The 18,560-nt window shown below is 47.1% G+C and carries 15 protein-coding genes and 1 pseudogene; 10 read left to right on the forward strand and 6 right to left on the reverse strand.

The features are described 5' to 3' along the window. Positions 1–440 precede the first annotated feature (440 nt). The gene (locus MiSe_RS07835) at positions 441–1,067 is read right to left on the reverse strand and encodes a class I SAM-dependent methyltransferase (RefSeq protein WP_226577081.1); all 627 of its coding nucleotides are present in this window, start codon (positions 1,065–1,067) and stop codon (positions 441–443) included. Between the two features lie 115 nt (positions 1,068–1,182). Here MiSe_RS07835 and hemH point away from each other — a divergent pair, with 115 nt between their 5' ends. Then, positions 1,183–2,346 carry a ferrochelatase gene (gene hemH, locus MiSe_RS07840; protein WP_226577084.1) on the forward strand — a complete coding sequence of 388 codons (1,164 nt, stop codon included), beginning with the start codon at positions 1,183–1,185 and terminating at the stop codon, positions 2,344–2,346. A gap of 149 nt (positions 2,347–2,495) precedes the next feature. Here the strand turns inward: hemH and MiSe_RS07845 are convergent, their stop codons facing one another. The 3 genes and pseudogenes from MiSe_RS07845 to MiSe_RS07855 form a co-directional block, all read right to left on the reverse strand. Then, positions 2,496–3,218, reverse strand: coding sequence for a MerR family transcriptional regulator (locus tag MiSe_RS07845; protein ID WP_226577087.1), 723 nt, complete (start codon positions 3,216–3,218; stop codon positions 2,496–2,498). A gap of 40 nt (positions 3,219–3,258) precedes the next feature. Next, positions 3,259–4,456 (reverse strand): annotated as a pseudogene (locus tag MiSe_RS07850) (RNA-guided endonuclease InsQ/TnpB family protein). 421 nt (positions 4,457–4,877) lie between these two features. Beyond that, on the reverse strand, positions 4,878–8,384 hold the full coding sequence (locus MiSe_RS07855; protein WP_226577090.1) for a PAS domain S-box protein: 3,507 nt from the start codon (positions 8,382–8,384) through the stop codon (positions 4,878–4,880). 219 nt (positions 8,385–8,603) lie between these two features. Here MiSe_RS07855 and MiSe_RS07860 point away from each other — a divergent pair, with 219 nt between their 5' ends. Continuing rightward, positions 8,604–9,701: an AI-2E family transporter gene (locus MiSe_RS07860; RefSeq protein WP_226577094.1), complete on the forward strand. Its 1,098-nt coding sequence runs from the start codon at positions 8,604–8,606 to the stop codon at positions 9,699–9,701. A gap of 521 nt (positions 9,702–10,222) precedes the next feature. On the opposite strand, the gene MiSe_RS07865 is transcribed toward MiSe_RS07860, so the two are convergent. Then, positions 10,223–10,366 (reverse strand): hypothetical protein, encoded by a 144-nt coding sequence (locus MiSe_RS07865; protein WP_226577097.1) that lies wholly within the window; start codon positions 10,364–10,366, stop codon positions 10,223–10,225. Between MiSe_RS07865 and fdxB the strand changes: the two genes are divergently transcribed. The 5 genes from fdxB (at position 10,365) to MiSe_RS07890 (ending at position 15,194) form a co-directional block, all read left to right on the forward strand. Further along, positions 10,365–10,658 (forward strand): ferredoxin III, nif-specific, encoded by a 294-nt coding sequence (gene fdxB / locus MiSe_RS07870; RefSeq protein WP_226577101.1) that lies wholly within the window; start codon positions 10,365–10,367, stop codon positions 10,656–10,658. The genes MiSe_RS07865 and fdxB overlap by 2 nt on opposite strands. Before the next feature lie 403 nt (positions 10,659–11,061). Then, a complete protein-coding gene (locus tag MiSe_RS07875; RefSeq protein WP_226577104.1) occupies positions 11,062–12,072 on the forward strand; it encodes a cytochrome c oxidase subunit II in 1,011 nt (336 codons plus the stop codon). Positions 12,073–12,106: 34 nt separating this feature from the next. Beyond that, positions 12,107–13,798, forward strand: coding sequence for a cytochrome c oxidase subunit I (ctaD, locus tag MiSe_RS07880; protein WP_226577107.1), 1,692 nt, complete (start codon positions 12,107–12,109; stop codon positions 13,796–13,798). Between the two features lie 160 nt (positions 13,799–13,958). After that, positions 13,959–14,600, forward strand: coding sequence for a cytochrome c oxidase subunit 3 (locus MiSe_RS07885; RefSeq protein ID WP_226577110.1), 642 nt, complete (start codon positions 13,959–13,961; stop codon positions 14,598–14,600). A 102-nt stretch (positions 14,601–14,702) separates the two neighbouring features. Then, positions 14,703–15,194: a hypothetical protein gene (locus MiSe_RS07890; RefSeq protein ID WP_226577112.1), complete on the forward strand. Its 492-nt coding sequence runs from the start codon at positions 14,703–14,705 to the stop codon at positions 15,192–15,194. Positions 15,195–15,339: 145 nt separating this feature from the next. Here the strand turns inward: MiSe_RS07890 and MiSe_RS07895 are convergent, their stop codons facing one another. Then, positions 15,340–15,672, reverse strand: coding sequence for a hypothetical protein (locus MiSe_RS07895; protein WP_226577114.1), 333 nt, complete (start codon positions 15,670–15,672; stop codon positions 15,340–15,342). Positions 15,673–15,926: 254 nt separating this feature from the next. Here MiSe_RS07895 and MiSe_RS07900 point away from each other — a divergent pair, with 254 nt between their 5' ends. The 3 genes from MiSe_RS07900 to MiSe_RS07910 all read left to right on the forward strand — a co-directional run bounded on the left by MiSe_RS07900 (position 15,927) and on the right by MiSe_RS07910 (position 18,502). Next, the gene (locus tag MiSe_RS07900; protein WP_226577117.1) at positions 15,927–16,073 is read left to right on the forward strand and encodes a hypothetical protein; all 147 of its coding nucleotides are present in this window, start codon (positions 15,927–15,929) and stop codon (positions 16,071–16,073) included. A gap of 105 nt (positions 16,074–16,178) precedes the next feature. Next, the gene (locus MiSe_RS07905) at positions 16,179–17,357 is read left to right on the forward strand and encodes an RNA-guided endonuclease InsQ/TnpB family protein (protein WP_226577120.1); all 1,179 of its coding nucleotides are present in this window, start codon (positions 16,179–16,181) and stop codon (positions 17,355–17,357) included. A gap of 422 nt (positions 17,358–17,779) precedes the next feature. Beyond that, entirely contained in the window at positions 17,780–18,502 is a 723-nt protein-coding gene (locus MiSe_RS07910; RefSeq protein WP_226577124.1) for an SGNH/GDSL hydrolase family protein, read from the forward strand. The last annotated feature ends 58 nt before the right edge of the window (positions 18,503–18,560 follow it).

Genomic DNA, 18,560 nt, shown 5'->3' on the forward strand with positions numbered 1-18,560 from the left:
TCGATTATCCATAATTAGCAGCCGGGACACGGCATTATTAAAGTTATCTGTTTGTCGGAGATATCCTCAGATGCCGTGTCCCTACGCAACAACGGGGTAAGGTTTTTTGATTACGGGCAATTCAACGGACATGATATTATTGGCGATCTTTGGCAATTACCCAGAAACTGTTGGTAAAACTTGCCCCTACACAAGCGAAAGCCCCCCAAGGCATTAGGGGGTTGGGGGGATCGATGCGTCAGTACCGATCTAATCTCAAATCTAATATCATGTCCGGTCGATTATCCATAATTAGCAGCCGGGACACGGCATTATTAAAGTTATCTGTTTGTCGGAGATATCCTCAGATGCCGTGTCCCTACGCAACAACGGGGTAAGGTTTTTTGATTACGGGCAATTCAACGAACACGATCTAAAATCTGCAATCTTCAATCTGCAATCTAAATTTTCCTCGCCTGAATTACCTGCAAACTCCCGCCCGCATACAACTTAGGTTCCTTCGCCTCAAAGCCGATTTCCTTAAGTAACCCAACTAAATCCGTATCTAACAACTGCCACGCTGTTTCCGTTTCAAACAATAACAAGAATACCGCTACCCCAGGCCAAAATAACGGGTTCGTCGGGCGATGAAAATCTACCAAAGTGAAGATGCCCCCCGGTTTGAGAACCCGGTACACTTCCTGAATAATCTGCCGTAACTGTTTTGGCCTCATCTCGTGCATCGCAACGCTGGTGTGTACCAGGTCAAATAAATTATCCGGAAACGGCATTTCTTCCGCCAATGCTTCCACATACTGTGCTTGAGGAACATTTTTTTGCGCCCGCTCCAGGGATAGTGGAGAAGCATCCAATCCGGTAACATCTTGAGAGCGCTGCACTAGGACATAAGTCGCTTGACCGCTGCCGCAACAAAGATCTAGCACCTTTGTATCCCCACGAATTATTAAGTCTTGTAAAGAAAGTATACGAAATCTTGCGGCACCGCCCACACTCAGGGCAGCAATAGCGGAAATTCCATCGTAAAGCCACTGATATCGGTAACTCCAGGTTCTTAAAATCGTTCCCACGCCCCAATCCCTCCAAAAATTTTGTCATATTTGCTGTTACCCTTACCCACTATTAAGGTTATATTGTTAAAATCGGTAACGAAAATGAAATTTTTGTTGGGAAGTTGTCACCGTTATGGCGCGTACTGGGGTTTTGCTGCTGAACTTGGGCGGGCCGGATCAACTCGATGATGTCCGACCCTTTCTGTTTAACCTGTTTTCCGATCCAGAGATTATTCGGCTGCCCTTTCCGTGGTTGCAGAAACCTCTAGCATGGCTGATTTCGACATCGCGGGCGAAAAAATCCCAAGAAAACTACCGTTCGATTGGCGGTGGTTCGCCGCTGCGCCGGATTACAGAAGAACAGGCGCAGGCGCTGCAAGAGAGTTTAGAGCAAAAAGGGCAAGAGGCAGGGATTTACATCGGGATGCGGTACTGGCATCCATTTACTGAGGAAGCGATCGCTAGAATCAAACGCGATCGCATCGACCGCCTCGTCATCCTGCCCCTGTATCCCCAATTTTCCATCAGCACCAGCGGTTCCAGCTTCCGCCTTCTGGAAAAAATTTGGCAAGAAGACCCCTACCTGCGCCCGGTTAATTACACCGTTATTCGTTCCTGGTACGAACAACCCGGTTACCTGCAAGCAATGGCGCAGTTAATCGCCACCGAACTCGACCAATTTGAAAATCCCGACAACGTTCACATTTTCTTTAGCGCCCACGGCGTCCCAGTCAGCTACGTTGAAGAAGCAGGCGACCCCTACCAAAAAGAAATCGAGGCATGTACGTCCTTGATTATGGACACGCTAAACCGTCCCAATCCTTATACCCTGGCGTATCAAAGTCGCGTCGGCCCGGTGGAATGGCTCAAACCCTATACTGAAGAAGCCATTGTCGAACTCGGCAAAGACGGGGTGAAGGATATGGTCGTCGTGCCGATTAGCTTTGTTTCCGAGCATATCGAAACTTTAGAAGAAATCGACATCGAGTACCGGGAAGTCGCTGAAGAATCCGGCATCCACAACTTCCGCCGCGTCCCCGCCCTCAATACCCATCCCGTCTTTATAGATGCCCTCGCGGATTTGGTCGTGAATGCGCTCAACTCGCCCAAAGTCGAGTTATCGCAAGTAACACAAATGAAGAAAAAAGTCAAGATGTACCCCCAAGAAAGTTGGGAATGGGGTTTGACTCCTTCTGCGGAAGTGTGGAACGGACGGGTAGCGATGATTTTTCTAATTGCGTTAGTTGTAGAGTTAATCACAGGTCACGGCCCGCTGCACTTTGCTGGCTTATTGTAACCTCTCCCCCAACCCCCACAAATCGCCAAGATCCCCCAGATTGAAATCTGGGGCTACACAAACGAAACCCGCCTGCGCGGGTTTTTTTAATAGTCCGCCCAGGCGGACTTTGTTTGTGTAGCGACAGGTTTCAACCTGTCGCGCTGGCGCTACTGAGAAATCGCCATTGCTTGACAAATAAAGGCTTCTACTTCCTCGCTATAAGGCTTTTGAAAGGTAGAAGGCCAGTTTTCTTGGTCTTGGTACAATTGATTGAGGCTTTCTCGGATAGCAGCATCGCCGCCAGTGAAGGCTTCTATTAATTGCGACCAACGTTTTGCTAGTGCTTGTGCTGTTTCGCTGGCTGGATCTGTGTCAGCACGTATCGCTTCTTCCACATCTTTAATTAGATCTTCCCAATCGCGCTGTCCTTTTTCCAGGACTTCCGGGGTAGCGCGAGTCGCGAGTTGCTGTTGTTGTTCGGGGGTGTAATATTTTTTCATCCATTCAGTATCGCTATACATTTCGATTACCTCGATAATCTGTTTGAAGGCTTCCCAATCGAAATCTTCACTGGAAGATAGGAGATTTTGGGCTTTGGCGATTGCTAAAATCGCCAAATCCAAATGACGGCGCTTTTCCTCGATAATTTGGCGTTGTAGATGCAGCGTTGTTTTAATATCGAAGCTATTTCCATCGAGAAGCTGTTTAATTTGTTTGAGAGAGAAACCGATGAATTTCAACGTCACGATTTGTTGGAGACGCGCCAGTTCCCCTTCCCCATATAAACGATGACCCGACGGAGTGTAGGCGCTTGGCTTGAGCAGTCCCAAACGGTCATAATAATGCAGCGTCCGGACTGTTACACCCGCGCGAAGGGCGAATTCATGCACCTTTGACACTCTCCGGTCTCTTGACACGGAGATTCTTGGTTCAGCGAGCGATCTTGCCCAGACTTGTTGCCAAATCCGGGTAGAGGATCTTCTCTACCCAAGCGTCAATTCCCGTGTGTCCCACGGTACTCATTAACTGATAACCAGTCTGCTTCAGCGCCTTATCCAAAATATTAATTGCCCCATTATGGTCGCGGTCCTTGACGCATCCACATTGACAAATATGGGTGCGAACAGACAGCGACTTTTTCACTATTTCACCGCAACTAGAACAATTCTGGCTGGTATATTGAGGTGGCACTCCCACCACCACTTTTCCATATACCTTACCCAAATACTCCAACCATTCGGTGAATTGCGACCAAGCAGCGTCGCTGATAGACTTGGCTAAATGGTGATTCTTCACCATATTCTTCACTTGTAGTTTCTCAAACGCCACGAAATCCCTCGATTTCACCACGCACAATGCTGTCTTAACGGCAAAGTCTTTACGCTGGCGGGAAACTTTTAGATGCTTGCGCCCCAACCTTTTAATTGCCTTTCGGCGATTGTTGGAGCCTTTCTTTTTTTTAGAAACGCGACGATGTAACCTTTTTAAAGCCTTCTCGCTATGGAGCAGATGGCGGGGATTCTCTACCTTGTTCCCTTCGGAATCGGTATAAAAGGCGGCTAATCCGACATCCAATCCAATGGTTTTACCAGTAGGCTTAACATCAATATTGCGTTCTGCTTGGATGACAAACTGAACGTAATAGCCATCGCTACGCCGCACTATTCTTACCCGTTTAATCTGCTCGATTTGGTAATAGTGGAGATCTCGCGTCCCGATCAGTTTTAACCTACCAATACCGCATTTATCGGTAAAGTTAATGTATTTGCGGTCGTCTGATAGCTTCCACGAGCGTGTTTTTGTATTCCACGGAGCGGTTGCGCTTCTGGAATTTGGGATAGCCTTTCTTTCCCGGTTTGCCAGACTTGCAGTTATCGTAAAATCGCTGCACCGAAAACGATGCTCGCTCGGTTGCTGCTTGTCTGGCTTGGGAATTAAGTTTATCTGCCAACTCGAATTCTTTGGCTAAGATGGCGCTCTGCTTGCTAAATTCAGACAGTTTAACGCCACGATTGTCCATCCAAAATCTAATGGTTTTGTTGCGAATGAATTGAAATGTTCGGATCGCTTCGTCAATTGAACGGTACTGTTCAACTTTTCCTTTGATTTTGAATTCGTAGACAATCATGGCGTTGTTTCATCGACCTTTATTTATTGTACAACCTGTCTTAGGGAGCTTGTACTCCCCTAAGACAGGTTGCAACAAAACGTCATATGTGACTGCAACTAAAGTTGCTCGTGTCCGCTTTCATCCACGTCAATTTATTGCGTGGATGAAAGCGTCCCGCTCTTCTTAGGTAACAACGATTCGGTCGTGTTTTTCATCGGTCAACCTCCTACACATTTCGAGCGTAAACTCTGACGTAACGTCAGGTGCAAGCCTTTTTGCGGTAAAGAAAATATTCTTCCTCATTGTGATGGTGCCGTACTCTGCGGGCTAACGCACCCTACATAACTTGCACCAATCTCATAGCCTGCTGGGGAATTTATTCCCTGGCGGGCTAATGCCATAGGTGCAAGATCTCCACCTAGCAATTACCAATTAGCAATTAGCAATTAGCATTAATTACTAAATCCAAAGCTGCCAATAATTCCTTTGCCGTGTAGGGTTTGTGTAAAAATGCTTGAACGCCAGCGCCAGTTGCTGCGGTTAGCTTACCGTTGGAGACGAGTCCGCTGGTAGCGATAATCTTGACCTGGGGGTTGATTTTTTGCAGGATGCCGATGGCGGTTAATCCATCCATACTGGGCATCATGATATCCATCAACACGACGCTAATTTCATTTTGGCGCTGGGCGAAAAGCGCGATCGCTTCCACTCCATCCCTGGCGGTGAGAACCCGGTAATTGTGGGCTTCTAACGAGGCTGTGGTAATCTCCTGAATCGATGTTTCATCATCCACAACCAGAATCAATTCTCCTTGTCCTCGCGGTAGGTTCAAGTCTTCTGTTTGCTGCGTTACCGTTGCCGCCACCGCTGGTAAGTACACCTTAAATTGGCTACCACGTCCCACCTCGCTGCTGACATTGACAAAACCACCGTGGCTTTTCACAATGCCCAGAACGGTGGAAAGTCCTAATCCAGTGCCTTTGCCCACTTCTTTAGTGGTGAAAAAGGGTTCAAAAATTCGCTCTAATTGTTCTTCAGAAATGCCAACTCCCGTATCCGAAATGGCGATCGCCACATAGGGACCAACTTGGGCATTTAGATTCATGCGGGCATAGTTTTCATCAATCAATATATTTTCCGCAGACAGATCTAGAGTACCGCCATCGGGCATGGCATCACCAGCATTAACGCAGAGATTCATCAACACCTGATGCAGTTGGGTGGCATCGGCGCTAACCGTCCAAAGTTCCCTCGTTGGTATATTTGTGCGGACTTCGATTGATTTGGAAAATGTCCTTTTGATAATTTGCTCGATTTCTAACAGTAGGTGTTCCAGTTGTACGGGAACCCGCTTGCCTTCAACTCCCCGTGCAAAGGATAAAACTTGCTTGACCAACTCAGCGCCCCGTTTGGCATTGATTTCTATCAGTCCAAACAGTTTCTGAGATTGGGCGTCGGTGATTCTGTCTTTCAACATTTGCGACGATAGCAGAATTGGCGTCAGCATATTGTTGAGGTCGTGGGCAATGCCGCCTGCTAGAGTGCCGAGACTTTCCAGGCGTTGGGCGCGGAGAAACTGTTGCTCGAGTTGTTTTTTTGCGGTGATGTCGGTGTCAACAATGAGGATAGATTTGGGTTGTCCTACTTCGTCGCCTACAAGAGTCCAGCGACTTTCCACCAGCACATCTTTTCCCGATTTTGTTACTTTCTGCAATTCACCTTGCCACGAACCTTGCTCAATAATGTTTGTCAGCGCCTGTTCGAGTTGGGATGAAATTTGCTTGTGTAAAAGCCGATTGGCATTTTTTCCCATCGCTTCCGATCTTTGCCAGCCGTACAAATCCTCGGCACCTTTGTTCCAATATAAGATTTGGCCTGCCATATCTCGCACAAAAATAGCATTTGTGGCAACATCAAGCAGGGCTGCTTGTTCGCGGATTTTCTGTTCAGCCCGTTTGCGTTCGGCAAGTTCGATTTGTGTTTGTTGGAACAGGGTAGATTGCTGAATCGCAATTCCTACCTGAGTTGCCAGTTGTTTGAGTAAATCGATTTCCAAAGGCTGCCACTGGCGAGGTACCCGACAGTGATGGGCAATTAACAGCCCCCACAATTGGGTATTTTGGATGGGAGAATTCTCCTGGATTCCTGGGGCGGACATCCCCGGATATTCCCGGCTTTCTATTAATATGGGAACGACTAGATTTGCCCTGACTTGAAACTGAGCTAAAAATTCAATGTAACAAGTCTCGATCTCCTCGGCGTAAATATCGGAGTGCAGGGAAATCGCACCTTGCCGATAGGGTTCAATATATTTTTCCCTAAAGCAAGGGTCATTGATCGGCGTTGACAGGATGGCAACCCACTCAGAAGCAACAGATTCCACAATTACCCTGCCACTCCAGTCTGGATCAAAGCGGAAAATAACGACGCGATCGCACTCCAGAAATTGCCGCACTTCTTCTACTGTCGTCTGGAGAATTTCATCCAAGTTGAGGGATTGACGAATGCGTAAAGCCATTTGCGTCACCAGTCGCTGCTGCTGGTATTGCTGTTGCAGCAGGGTATTGGCTTGGGACAATTCGGCTGTTCGTTCTTCTACTCGGATTTCTAATCGATCCCGTGCCGCCTGCAACTGCTTCTCCATTTGTTTGGGAATGCTGATGTCGCGGATTAGCCAGCGCAGACCGATTTGCTCCCCCTGTAAATCCCTGATACTGGTGACAGCAAGCATAGCAGGGAAAGGGTCGCCATCCCGTGGCTGGAGGTGAACTTCCCAGTTCTGCACTTGCTGCAACTGCGCCAACTGAGTCCGAAACCTCTGGCGTTCTTGCTTGACAATAAAGATGCTCAGTGATTTGCCAATTAAACGCTGTTGGTTTACGCCCAACAAGCTGGCAGCTGCACGGTTAGCTTCTTGAATATTTCCCTTGACATCTGTGACTAAATACCCATCTGGGGCGAACTCGAACAAATCCTGGTAACGCTGGCGTTCCAACTCGATTGCTTGCTGACTTATCAGCAGTTCTTCGTTCTGCTGGCGCAGTTCTTCTTCGGCAACTTGCAGTTCTTCCAGCATTGTTTCCAATTCTTCCTGGGTTTGCTGGAGTTCGGCGGTTCGTTGTGCTACTCGTATTTCTAACTCGTCACGCGCTTGTTGCAGTGCCTGTTGTGCTTGAGCGCGATTGCTAATATCTTGGATCGCCAAGATCAAATAATTGGGATCGCCATTTGGTTTGCGGGTGAGGGAAACAGTCACATCCACCAGAACGCAAGTACCATTTTTGCGAATGCAGCGCTGCTCGAACGAGTAGGTTTCGATTTCTCCCGCCAATAGGCGGTAGAAGTCGTTTATATCCGCATCCACGTCATCGGGATGGGTGATTTCTTGCCAGCTTCGCCCTAGCAATTCGGCGCGACTATACCCCACAATGTCGCAAAGCCTTTGGTTGACCTGGAACCATTTTCTATCGGGTCCGACAAGAGCCATCCCTACAGCAGCTTGCTCAAATGTAGCCTGAAAGCGGGCTTCCCTCGCTTCTAACTGCTGTTGCAACTGAGTTTGTTCTATAACATTGCCAATGGCAATCCGAAGATTTGCAGGCGTGATTTTGTCTTTAACTAAATAGTCCTTGGCGCCGCTTTTGATTGCCTGCACTGCGTTCGCTTCATTCCCCTGACCAGTTAGTATTATCGCAGGCAAGTTCGTTTGGCCTAGCTGTGTTTTCAATTTCTCCAAAAACTCCAGCCCATTCATATCTGGCAGCAAAAATTCCAGTAAAATGGCATCTGGCTGCACCTCTTCGCACAAAGCTAGCCCAGTTTCCCCGTCCTCTGCCTCAAAAATCCTGTATGTAGATTGCTCATCCCCCAGCAGGTAGCGGCGAATTGTTTCCCGGTCTGCGGGCGAATCATCCACAATCGCGATCGTCTTTCGTTTTTCTCTCATGAGATTCTCCCTGCTGGCAGCAATTTGGCGATTGACAGGTTTAGGTATATTATCAAGCAGGCTATAGCTTTCAGATCTTACGCAAAGAAACCCGGTTTCTATGAAAAATCGTTGGTTTGGCAATCAGAGATCAAGGTTGAAACCGGGTTTCTGGCCTCGTCGTGAGTAAATCCCGATCAAGCAGGCTATGGCTTTCAGATCTATTGAGCTAGAGTTTAGATGAATCGGATCTTTACACCTCTCCAACAATTTCTACTCACTTGGCTGCTCGTTTTAATTACGGGTTGGTTGACACTTGTAGCACTTAGTTACGTGGGCGAAACGATTAGTATTTTGCTCACAGCAGCGCTGATTGCTTTTCTACTTAACTACACCGTGGCGGTGCTGCAACGGTTTTTACCTCGAACTGTGGCGGCGCTACTCGTTTATTTATTCGCTGCCATTGTTGTGACGCTGATTGGCCTAACCGTCGTGCCACCTGTATTTAATCAAGCGCGACAATTGGTGAATAATTTCCCTTCGTTGTTAGAGTCGGCGCGGCAGCAATTATCCGAATTTCAAACTTGGAGTACAGAGCATAATTTGCCCTTTGATGTCAAGGGATTGGCGTTTCAGGTATTAGAAAGAATCCAAGCGCAGGCGCAAGCGATCGCCTCCAGAGGTTTCGGCTTAGTCTTAGGAACGTTTAACTGGTTTTTAGACTTAATTTTGATTATTGTGATCTCGTTTTACATGCTCGTCGATGGCGAGCGCTTGTGGCAGGGAATTACCAGTCTTTTTTCGCCGCGTATTCAAACCGGGTTAACCGAATCCTTGCAACGAAATCTGCGGCAGTTTGTTTCCGGACAACTGTTGTTAGGCTTATTTATGGCAACGACTTTAACCCTGGTATTTTTAGCGTTACGAGTGCCTTTCTTCCTGTTATTTGCCGTGTTTATCGGGATAATGGAAGTGATTCCGTTTATTGGGGCGACGTTAGGAATTGCTACGGTTGTAATTGTAGTGGCGTTTATCGATTGGTGGTTGGCATTGGAGGTTTTAGCGGTGGCGATCGCATTACAACAAATCAAAGATAATTTAGTCGCCCCTCGCATCATGGGCAATCTCACAGGATTATCCCCCGTGGTCATATTTGTGTCGTTACTAATAGGCGCGAGAGTTGGAGGAATATTAGGCGTAATTCTGGCAATTCCCCTCACGGGTGTAATCAAAAGTTTGGCTGAAATTGTTTTAGATCCGACGCTACCACCCCAAACGGGAGAATTTTTCCAAAACCCCTTTCACAAGGATGTATCAGATTCCGAGCATGGGGTATAGGCTGATTGCATTTAGTCGGTCAGGACTGACGCAAAGAAACTTTGGTGATACGCAAAATCCTTGGGAGAGGAAACGAGAGATATGCCTCCCTTCCGCTACGCGAACAACGAAGAAACCGGGTTTCTGGCCTCGTGGGGGTATAGGCTGATTGCATTTAGTCGGTTTTAACCGACTTAAGCTATTAGCCAGGGAATTTATTCCCTGGCGGGATGTATGCTGTAGTCCACCAAATCACGACGATTTTTCATCCAAACCCGGTTTCTTGGCGTCAGCGAGCCAAAAATGGTATCAGAAGTAACAGAAAAGGTGTATACTGTAAAAGCACCCAAAATCTCTCAAGTTGGAGTGGATTTAATTGAGAATAATTTTAGTTAAGGTAGGCAATTGAGTACTCAAATACCCGCACCCCTACCCATAAATACTCGTACCTATATTAAAAAATACTAGCCCCCCAACCCCAAAGAAAATTTGAAAGGCTGATTCTATTGGGTTTGGGGCGGTTGAGTACAAGCTTAATTAGTTTAATAAATCTGAATGCGTCCGCGCCCAAAAAGTCGATTCAGAGGCATTTGGTATAAGCGAAGGAATAGGACGCGCTGAAAGCAAGCACTACTGCTGTAGGCGATCGCAATCTCAGCATTATTTGGAAGGAGAACAGTTTTCATGGCATTAGTAACTGGCGTAACCCTTGGGGGTAAAACTTGGACTCCTAAATTTGTCCAGGAAATTGACCAAGATAAATGTATCGGATGCGGTCGCTGCTTTAAGGCGTGTGGTCGCAATGTCCTGGAGCTAAAAGCGCTCAACGAAGATGGAGAATTTGTCGAGGATGAGGAAGACGAGGAAATCGAACGCAAGGTGATGACCATCGCTTATTCCGAACTTTGTATTGGTTGTCAAGCTTGTGCCAGAATTTGTCCCAAGGATTGCTATACTCACTCCCCACTGGAAAACTAAGGGAAAGGGGGAAAGGGGGAAAGGGGGAAGGATGAACAAACACTTTTCCCTTACCCCTTACCGCTTTCACCTTTTCCCTTCTTAGATTGTTGGGTTTCATTACCTCAATCCAACCTAGACTTCTATAAATGTGAATTTTTTCAAATAACAAGTAAAATTTGATACATCAAATCGGTGAAACTTCAGAAGCGTTACGGCTGGCTGTTGGCTCTATCGCAAGAAATAGGTAAATGCTCTCGGCTATTAAGAAATAGTTATGAATAACTTGGTAGAACTCGTTTCACCTCTACCTTAAGAAATAGTCGGGATTCGCAGTTAACTGGTATCCAAAATCACAATTTAACCGGGCGGCGGCGATCAGCAATCGCCGATCGAAAAGCCGCCCAAACTAAGGAAGAAACACATGAACCAAATTCCTTCATCAATCTTGGCCCTGGTGGCTGGCATTGTCATTACCCTTGTCAGCTTCTGGTATGGTCAAAATAACAACTTGATGCCAGTACAGGCATCGGAACAAGCGCCGCTGGTAGATGAGTTTTTTAACGTGATGGTGGGCATCGCCACGGCGCTGTTTATTGTGGTGGAAGGAACCATCCTGTATTTTGCGATCAAATATCGCCAACGGGCGGGGGATGAAACCGACGGCGTGCCGGTGAGCGAAAACTTTGCCCTAGAAGTGTTTTGGACGGCAATTCCGGCAATTATCGTCATGGGGTTGGGAATCTACAGCGTTGAAGTGTACCGCGATATGGGGGGCTTCGATACGGGGCATCAGATGATGGCGCACGTCCATCATGCCCCATCCCATAAAGCTAAAATGTCTGGCAGCGCAGTAGCAGCACCCCTAATTGCCGATTCAGAAGGAATGGCATCTGAGGCACAAGCAGCTGCGGTTGAGAAAAAATACGGCTTTGGTGTTGCACCAGAGGATCAAGGCAAACCAGCAGATGTGTCTGTAAACGTAACCGGGATGCAGTTTGCTTGGATTTTTAACTATCCAGACAGCGGCGTTGTCTCTGGGGAACTGCACGTCCCCGTGGGTGAAACGGTGGAACTCAACCTTTCTGCTACCGACGTGATTCACTCGTTCTGGGTACCTGAGTTCCGCCTCAAGCAAGATGTGATGCCGGGACTCCCCAGCAAACTGAACTTTGTTGCCACTAAGACGGGGGAATTTGCCGTAGTTTGCACGGAATTGTGCGGAGGTTACCACGGCTCAATGAGAACGCGGGTAATCGTTCATACACCGGAAGAGTATGACACCTGGCTGAAAGAAAACCAAATTGCTCAGCAGCAAGATATGCAAAATGCGGTGGCGGTGAACCCAACCGAGTTATCCACAGCGGAATTTTTGGCTCCCTACGTCGCAGAAATGGGGATTACCGCCGACACTCTGGCTCAAATTCATCCATAGCAATCGCAAGCAGTTAACGGTTAACAGTTAAGCTATGACACAAGCACAAACTCCAGTAGAAAAGTCACAACTTTCGCCAAGTAGTTCCCACAGTGGGCATCCCAAGGCGTGGAAATGGTACGACTACTTCACCTTCAACATCGACCATAAGGTGATTGGGATTCAGTACATGGTGATGGCGTTTATTTTCTACTTAGTTGGCGGCGCGATGGCGGAGGCGATGCGGACAGAACTGTATACGCCCGACCCCGACTTTCTCGACCCCAATTTGTACAACGCCTTCATGACCAATCACGGGACGATCATGATTTTTTATTGGATCGTCCCCGTTGCAATTGGGGGATTTGGCAACTTTTTAGTGCCGCTGATGATTGGCACGAGGGATTTAGCATTCCCCCGACTCAACGCCGCCGCGTTTTGGCTTAACCCCCCGGCAGGGTTATTGTTAATCGCCAGTTTCTTCTTTGGTGGTGGCGCCCAAGCGGGTTGGACTTCCTATCCGCCCTTAAGCGAGATTACCGCACCGATAGGTCAGACCTTCTGGATTCTTTCCATCGTTTTAGTGGGGACTAGCTCGATTTTGGGGTCGCTCAACTTTGTGATTACGATCTGGAAGATGAAACTTCCCAGCATGAAGTGGGATCAGCTACCTTTGTTCTGCTGGGCGATTATGGCAACTTCGATTTTGGCACTGTGTTCTACGCCGGTGCTAGCAATTGGATTGTTGTTGCTATTGTTTGACATTAACTTCGGCACTTCGTTCTTTAAACCCGATGCAGGCGGGAACATCGTTATTTACCAGCACTTGTTCTGGTTTTATTCCCATCCGGCGGTGTATCTGATGATTCTGCCGATTTTCGGGATTATGTCGGAAGTGATTCCGGTACACGCGCGCAAGCCGATTTTTGGGTATAAAGCGATCGCATACTCCAGCTTAGCCATCTGCTTCGTCGGGTTGTTCGTCTGGGTACACCACATGTTTACCAGCGGCACGCCTCCCTGGATGCGGATGTTCTTCACCATTTCTACCCTGATCGTCGCAGTTCCCACCGGCGTGAAAATCTTTAGCTGGATGGCTACTCTCTGGGGCGGTAAAATCCGCTATACCAGCGCCATGCTCTTCGCTATCGGTTTGCTGGCAATGTTCGTGATGGGCGGCTTGAGTGGCGTTATGTTGGGTAATGCTCCCTTTGACGTTCACGTCCACGATACTTACTTTGTGGTGGCTCACTTCCACTACGTACTGTTTGGCGGTTCGGTGTTCGGTATTTACGCGGGTGTGTACCACTGGTTCCCCAAAATCACCGGAAGGATGATGAATGAAACCCTGGGTCGCATTCACTTCCTCCTCACCTTCATCGGCACTAACTTGACCTTCCTACCGATGCACCAGTTAGGTTTGCAAGGTATGCCCCGTCGCGTCGCCATGTACGACCCGCAATTTACTACCATCAACCAGATTTGCACCTATGGTGCGATCGTCCTGGGTCTGTCGGTGATTCCGTTCTACATCAACGCCATTTGGAGTTGGATTGCCGGACCAAAAGCTGAAGGTAACCCCTGGAAAGGTCTGTCCTTGGAATGGACAACCGACTCGCCCCCATTGATCGAAAACTGGGAAGTGTTACCAGTTGTCACTCACGGCCCTTACGACTATGGTATGAATGGTCGCAGTGGGTCAGAAAAACCAGCTACCGCGACAGAACCTACTGTGTCTGTGAATTAATTCGGTAATGGGTAATAGGTAATGGGTAATGGGTAATGGGTAATGGGTAATGGGTAATTTTAGATTTAGATTAGATCTGCAATTACCAATTCCCAATTACCAATTCCCAATTACCAATTCCCAATTACCAATTCCCAATTAACAATTACCAAGGAGTACTATGCAAGGTTCAACTGTTAACCCACCCGAAGTTATTGTTAACTCCTCCGTCCCGCCAGCAACAGCGGTATCCACCGACCACGCCCATGAAGAGCATGGAGATTTTCGAGTTTTGGGACTGTTAACGTTCCTGATATCTGAATCTCTGATGTTTGGGGCGCTGTTCGCCACCTATTTAATCTTGCGCGGCGGGGCGGAAGTTTGGCCTCCCGAAGGCACGGAAGTCGAATTATTTTTGCCGACAATTAACACGATCATTCTGGTTTCCAGCAGTTTCGTCATTCACATGGGCGATACGGCAATTAAAAAGAATGATGTCAAAGGAATGCGCCTGTGGTATGCCATCACCGCCATCATGGGTGCCATATTCTTGGGCGGTCAAGCTTACGAATACTTGACCCTGGGATATGGTTTAACCACGAACATCTTTTCTAACTGTTTCTACATGATGACAGGGTTCCACGGTTTACACGTATTCGTGGGGCTATTGCTAATTTTGGGTGTTTTGTGGCGTTCTCGTCGTCCCGGTCATTATTCCAATACCAAGCATACAGGCATCGAGATGGCAGAAATCTACTGGCACTTTGTAGATATCATCTGGGTGATTCTGTTTACCTTGCTGTACATCATGACCCAGTTTTAATTGGTGAGAGCTAATGGCTAATAGCTAATAGTAAAACAGGCAATTAGCCATTAGCTATTAGCAATTACCAATTACCCATTCAAACTTATCAGGTTTCTCAAAATGTTAGTTGCTGAAGAAAGATATTCATGGTATCAAGTTCCCGCCGATGTCAAAAATTTGTTGAAGTTGGCAGCAGATAACTGGGACAATACCCCAATAGCCGAGAAATACATCAACGAAGCGCTGGGAAAAAGTTCGGAAAATATAGACGTTTTGGTGACGGCGTATCGTTTCTTTTTCTATAAAAATAAGTTTCCCCAAGCACTGGAAGCTGCGGACAAAGTCATCGATATTGTTAAAAATACGGAAAAATTACCCGATGATTGGCAGGAACTTAAGCCGATATTGAGCGAGCGGCAAAACGAGCAGTTAATCAGGTTATATTTAAGCGCTTATGCAGGTTATGGCTTTATTTTAGCCCGATTGGGACAGCTAGAAAAAGCGAAAGAAATAGCGGCGCGGGTGAAAGAAATTGATGTGAAAAAGGAGTTTGGCGCATCGGTTGTGTTTGATATTCTGACACGCCCGCCGGAAGATGAAGACGAAGATTAAGCAGGTAGACTCAGAAAACAGAAGGAAGCTTTGAAGCTCACGGTTCGCTGATTTGAAAATGAGCGAACCGTGAGTTATTATTTAGAGGAAATTTGAAAGTAGCCAGTTGGATGGGGGATGTTGTCCCATTTTTCCTTGTTGTGTTTTATGGGGTTTCCCTCATTGGTTTATCGATGAAGCCACTAGGGTTATGGATGGTAGAACTACGACAGTAAGTAGGTGAGTATAAATAAACTGAACACAGGGCAGGCGGGACGCCCACCCCACAAGAGATCTGAAATTCTTGTGGGGTGGGACGCAGGCGGGACGCCCACCCCACAAGAGATCTGAAATTCTTGTGGGGTGGGCATTCTGCCCGGACGCCCACCCCACAAGAGATCTGAAATTCTTGTGGGGTGGGACGGCAGGCGGGACGCCCACCCCACAAGAGATCTGAAATTCTTGTGGGGTGGGCATTCTGCCCGGACGCCCACCCCACAAGAGATCTGAAATTCTTGTGGGGTGGGACGCAGGCGGGACGCCCACCCCACAAGAGATCTGAAATTCTTGTGGGGTGGGCATTCTGCCCGCCCTATGCTTAGATAACTATTTTCACTTTATTTACCTGCACCTACTTACCCAATCCATTCAGTTGCGAATTTATTTTCCTACATCTGCCAACTCGTTATCCTGGGTTGGACTTGTAAGCAACTGCGTATTCGAGTCTTCAAGAAGGCTCGTGCCGCAGCCGGAATGGAGACGAAGTTCCCCAAAGTGGCATTAGCAATGGTAACTGGCTTGGTTGTTTTTCTCATCGGCTTGATATACTCGGCACTGAACGGAGAAGATGCAACAGAAGCAAAAAGATTAGCCCAGGCGCAACTAGGAGAGCATAACTAAATAGCCAAATAATTAGCTAAAATTGCTCAAAGTTAACCACCGCGACCAAGGAAAGCTATACAGGAAAAACCGCAGAACTTGGGTCACCTAATCGGAGTGTAGACCATGTACGCCCTCAAGCGAGAACTAAAACTAAATAACAGAGAAATCTCGCTCCTGCGCGGTATCGCTGGCTTCAAACGCTTGGTCTATAACTTTGGCTTATACATGCTGCAAGCCAGCTGGCACTTTGATGGCGTCAAAGCCTCGGACTCCCGCAGAATTGACGCCATCAAACAAGTCTTCACTCAAGTAGTGATGAAAGCATCTGAAAACGCCTGGATGACGCAATACCCATCCACCGTATACCAATCAGCATTTATCGACTTAAAGGAGGCATGTTCCAGGTGGCGTCAAGGCAAAGCCTTATTTCCCAAACCAAAGACCAAAAAGAAAGGCGACTCATTTAGAGTTTACAAAACATCAGGCATCTACCCCCAAAAAGGTCAACCGGCACTACCATTCACCAATCGGGTGGTCATCAACCCAGGTAAAAAGATTAAACTGCCAGGATTAAAGCCATTCCGACTTAAAGAGAGAATCGATTTTACCTGTAGTTCTCAGACCTTCACCGTTTCTAGAACTGCCGATAAATGGTTTGTTTCCTTTGTGTTAGATGTCGCTAAAATTCCGCCAAATTTCCATCCAATTGAAACGATTGGCGTCGATTTAGGCGTCAAAACCTTAGCAACTTGTTCCGATGGCACCGTTTACCAGATGCCAGCTGCAACCAAAGAGGCGAAAACCAAGCTCAGCCAGCTGCAATGGCGCAATCGCAACAAGGTCAAGGGCAATAAAAGGATGAAGATAAAAGCATCAAATAATGCGCGAAAATTCTACGCGCGCGTGGCGGCATTACATGCCAGGATGGCTAACATTCGGCGAGACACCACTCAAAAGATGACGACTGATTTAAGTCGCAGAGCTTATAGAATTCGGATCGAAGATCTCAATGTAGCTGGAATGCTGGCTAACCATAAATTAGCCAGTGCTATTAGCGATCGTTGCTTCTACGAAATTCGTCGTCAGTTAATCTACAAGCAGTCTCATTACGCTACAAAGGTTGAGTTGGTTGACCAATGGTATCCCAGTTCTAAGACTTGTTCGCAGTGCCATCACGTTCAACCAATGAAATTATCAGAGCGCGTGTTTCGCTGCTCATGTTGCGGGCATGTCCAAGACCGCGATCTGAACGCGGCAATCAATCTGGAACATGCTCCTAACGATCAAGTACGGTTGGCTTGACCGGAACTTAACGCCTGTGGACAAGTAGGAGCCGACTCCCTTGGTGGAAGCAGGAAGCAGACCCTCCAAAAGTTATTTTGGTTGAATGGTAAACTTCGAGCAAGTTTAGCTATGTTCTGTAGAGCAGCAATATGCCTATCACGTAACCGGAATACAGTGGTCTGGCAATAATGTGTCTGTAAATGTTACGGCGTATTCCGACAGTGAGATTCGTTTTACAAAAGTCAACTAAAACTGACAATCCCCTTGCACACCGCGCATGACAACGATTGATTGAGGCAGAAAACCCACTTGCGGTGAGTGAAGTCAGTCGTAATTTATGATCAAATTTGAGACGGATTGTATGCAGATTTGAAAAAGTGATTTGGCAGGATATGAAATTAAGCAAATGTTATATTCCGTTGGGCGCTCTTGTATTAGTCATGCTTGGAGGATCAATTTTCCTCAATTTTCTTCTCTACAGTCAAGCCAAGAAATATTATTTTGAGTTGAATGAGACACGGCTAGATCCTGTGGGGTTAGGCTATTATCCTGCAAATCCCCAGGGAGTTACTGATACCAATCAATTTCGTGTAGTTTTCTTCGGTGACTCTAGAGCAGCCAGTTGGACATCACCTACTCTCAATGGGTATGAATTCATCAATCGTGGAATTGGCTCACAGACATCCGTCCAGACGAGGGAGAGATTTTCATCTCATGTGCGTCCCCTAAAACCCAATGTAGTCATCATCCAGGTTGGCATCAACGATCTGAAAACGATCGGTTTATTTCCGGAACGCAGAGAGGAGATCGTGTCGAGTTGCAAAGCCAATATTCAGCGAATTGTAGCAGAATCCAGAAGTCTGGGTGCAGTCGCGATCCTAACTACTATTTTCCCAGCAGGGGACGTGCCACTGGAACGCAAACCTTTCTGGTCAGATGAGATAGGTAAGGCAGTTAAAGAAGTAAATGCCTACATCGCTACATTAGCCGATGATCAGACCATCGTGTTTGATACCTTTTCTCTTCTTGCCGATCGTCAAGGCGTAATGTTGTCTCAGTACAGGGTAGATGAACTGCACTATAATGAACAGGCCTATGTGATGCTCAACAAGGAATTAGTGCAACTAATCAATACAGTCAGGCAAAGAACAGTACAAAGTTAGATTTTTCCCTGACGCCAGCTAAGTCAAATGTGATGAGCGATCGTAGTATCTATAGACA

It is taken from the genome of Microseira wollei NIES-4236, from assembly GCF_020521235.1.
Taxonomy (GTDB): Bacteria; Cyanobacteriota; Cyanobacteriia; order Cyanobacteriales; family Aerosakkonemataceae; genus Microseira; species Microseira wollei.

What these genes read in the sequence shown, in the direction of transcription:
- fdxB (WP_226577101.1), top strand. Translation starts at nt 10,365, where the DNA reads ATGGCATTAGTAACTGGCGTAACCCTTGGGGGTAAAACTTGGACTCCT.
- MiSe_RS07855 (WP_226577090.1), bottom strand. Translation starts at nt 8,384, where the DNA reads ATGAGAGAAAAACGAAAGACGATCGCGATTGTGGATGATTCGCCCGCA.
- MiSe_RS07900 (WP_226577117.1), top strand. Translation starts at nt 15,927, where the DNA reads ATGGAGACGAAGTTCCCCAAAGTGGCATTAGCAATGGTAACTGGCTTG.
- MiSe_RS07910 (WP_226577124.1), top strand. Translation starts at nt 17,780, where the DNA reads ATGCTTGGAGGATCAATTTTCCTCAATTTTCTTCTCTACAGTCAAGCC.
- MiSe_RS07885 (WP_226577110.1), top strand. Translation starts at nt 13,959, where the DNA reads ATGCAAGGTTCAACTGTTAACCCACCCGAAGTTATTGTTAACTCCTCC.
- MiSe_RS07905 (WP_226577120.1), top strand. Translation starts at nt 16,179, where the DNA reads ATGTACGCCCTCAAGCGAGAACTAAAACTAAATAACAGAGAAATCTCG.
- MiSe_RS07865 (WP_226577097.1), bottom strand. Translation starts at nt 10,366, where the DNA reads ATGAAAACTGTTCTCCTTCCAAATAATGCTGAGATTGCGATCGCCTAC.
- MiSe_RS07860 (WP_226577094.1), top strand. Translation starts at nt 8,604, where the DNA reads ATGAATCGGATCTTTACACCTCTCCAACAATTTCTACTCACTTGGCTG.
- MiSe_RS07875 (WP_226577104.1), top strand. Translation starts at nt 11,062, where the DNA reads ATGAACCAAATTCCTTCATCAATCTTGGCCCTGGTGGCTGGCATTGTC.
- hemH (WP_226577084.1), top strand. Translation starts at nt 1,183, where the DNA reads ATGGCGCGTACTGGGGTTTTGCTGCTGAACTTGGGCGGGCCGGATCAA.
- ctaD (WP_226577107.1), top strand. Translation starts at nt 12,107, where the DNA reads ATGACACAAGCACAAACTCCAGTAGAAAAGTCACAACTTTCGCCAAGT.
- MiSe_RS07890 (WP_226577112.1), top strand. Translation starts at nt 14,703, where the DNA reads ATGTTAGTTGCTGAAGAAAGATATTCATGGTATCAAGTTCCCGCCGAT.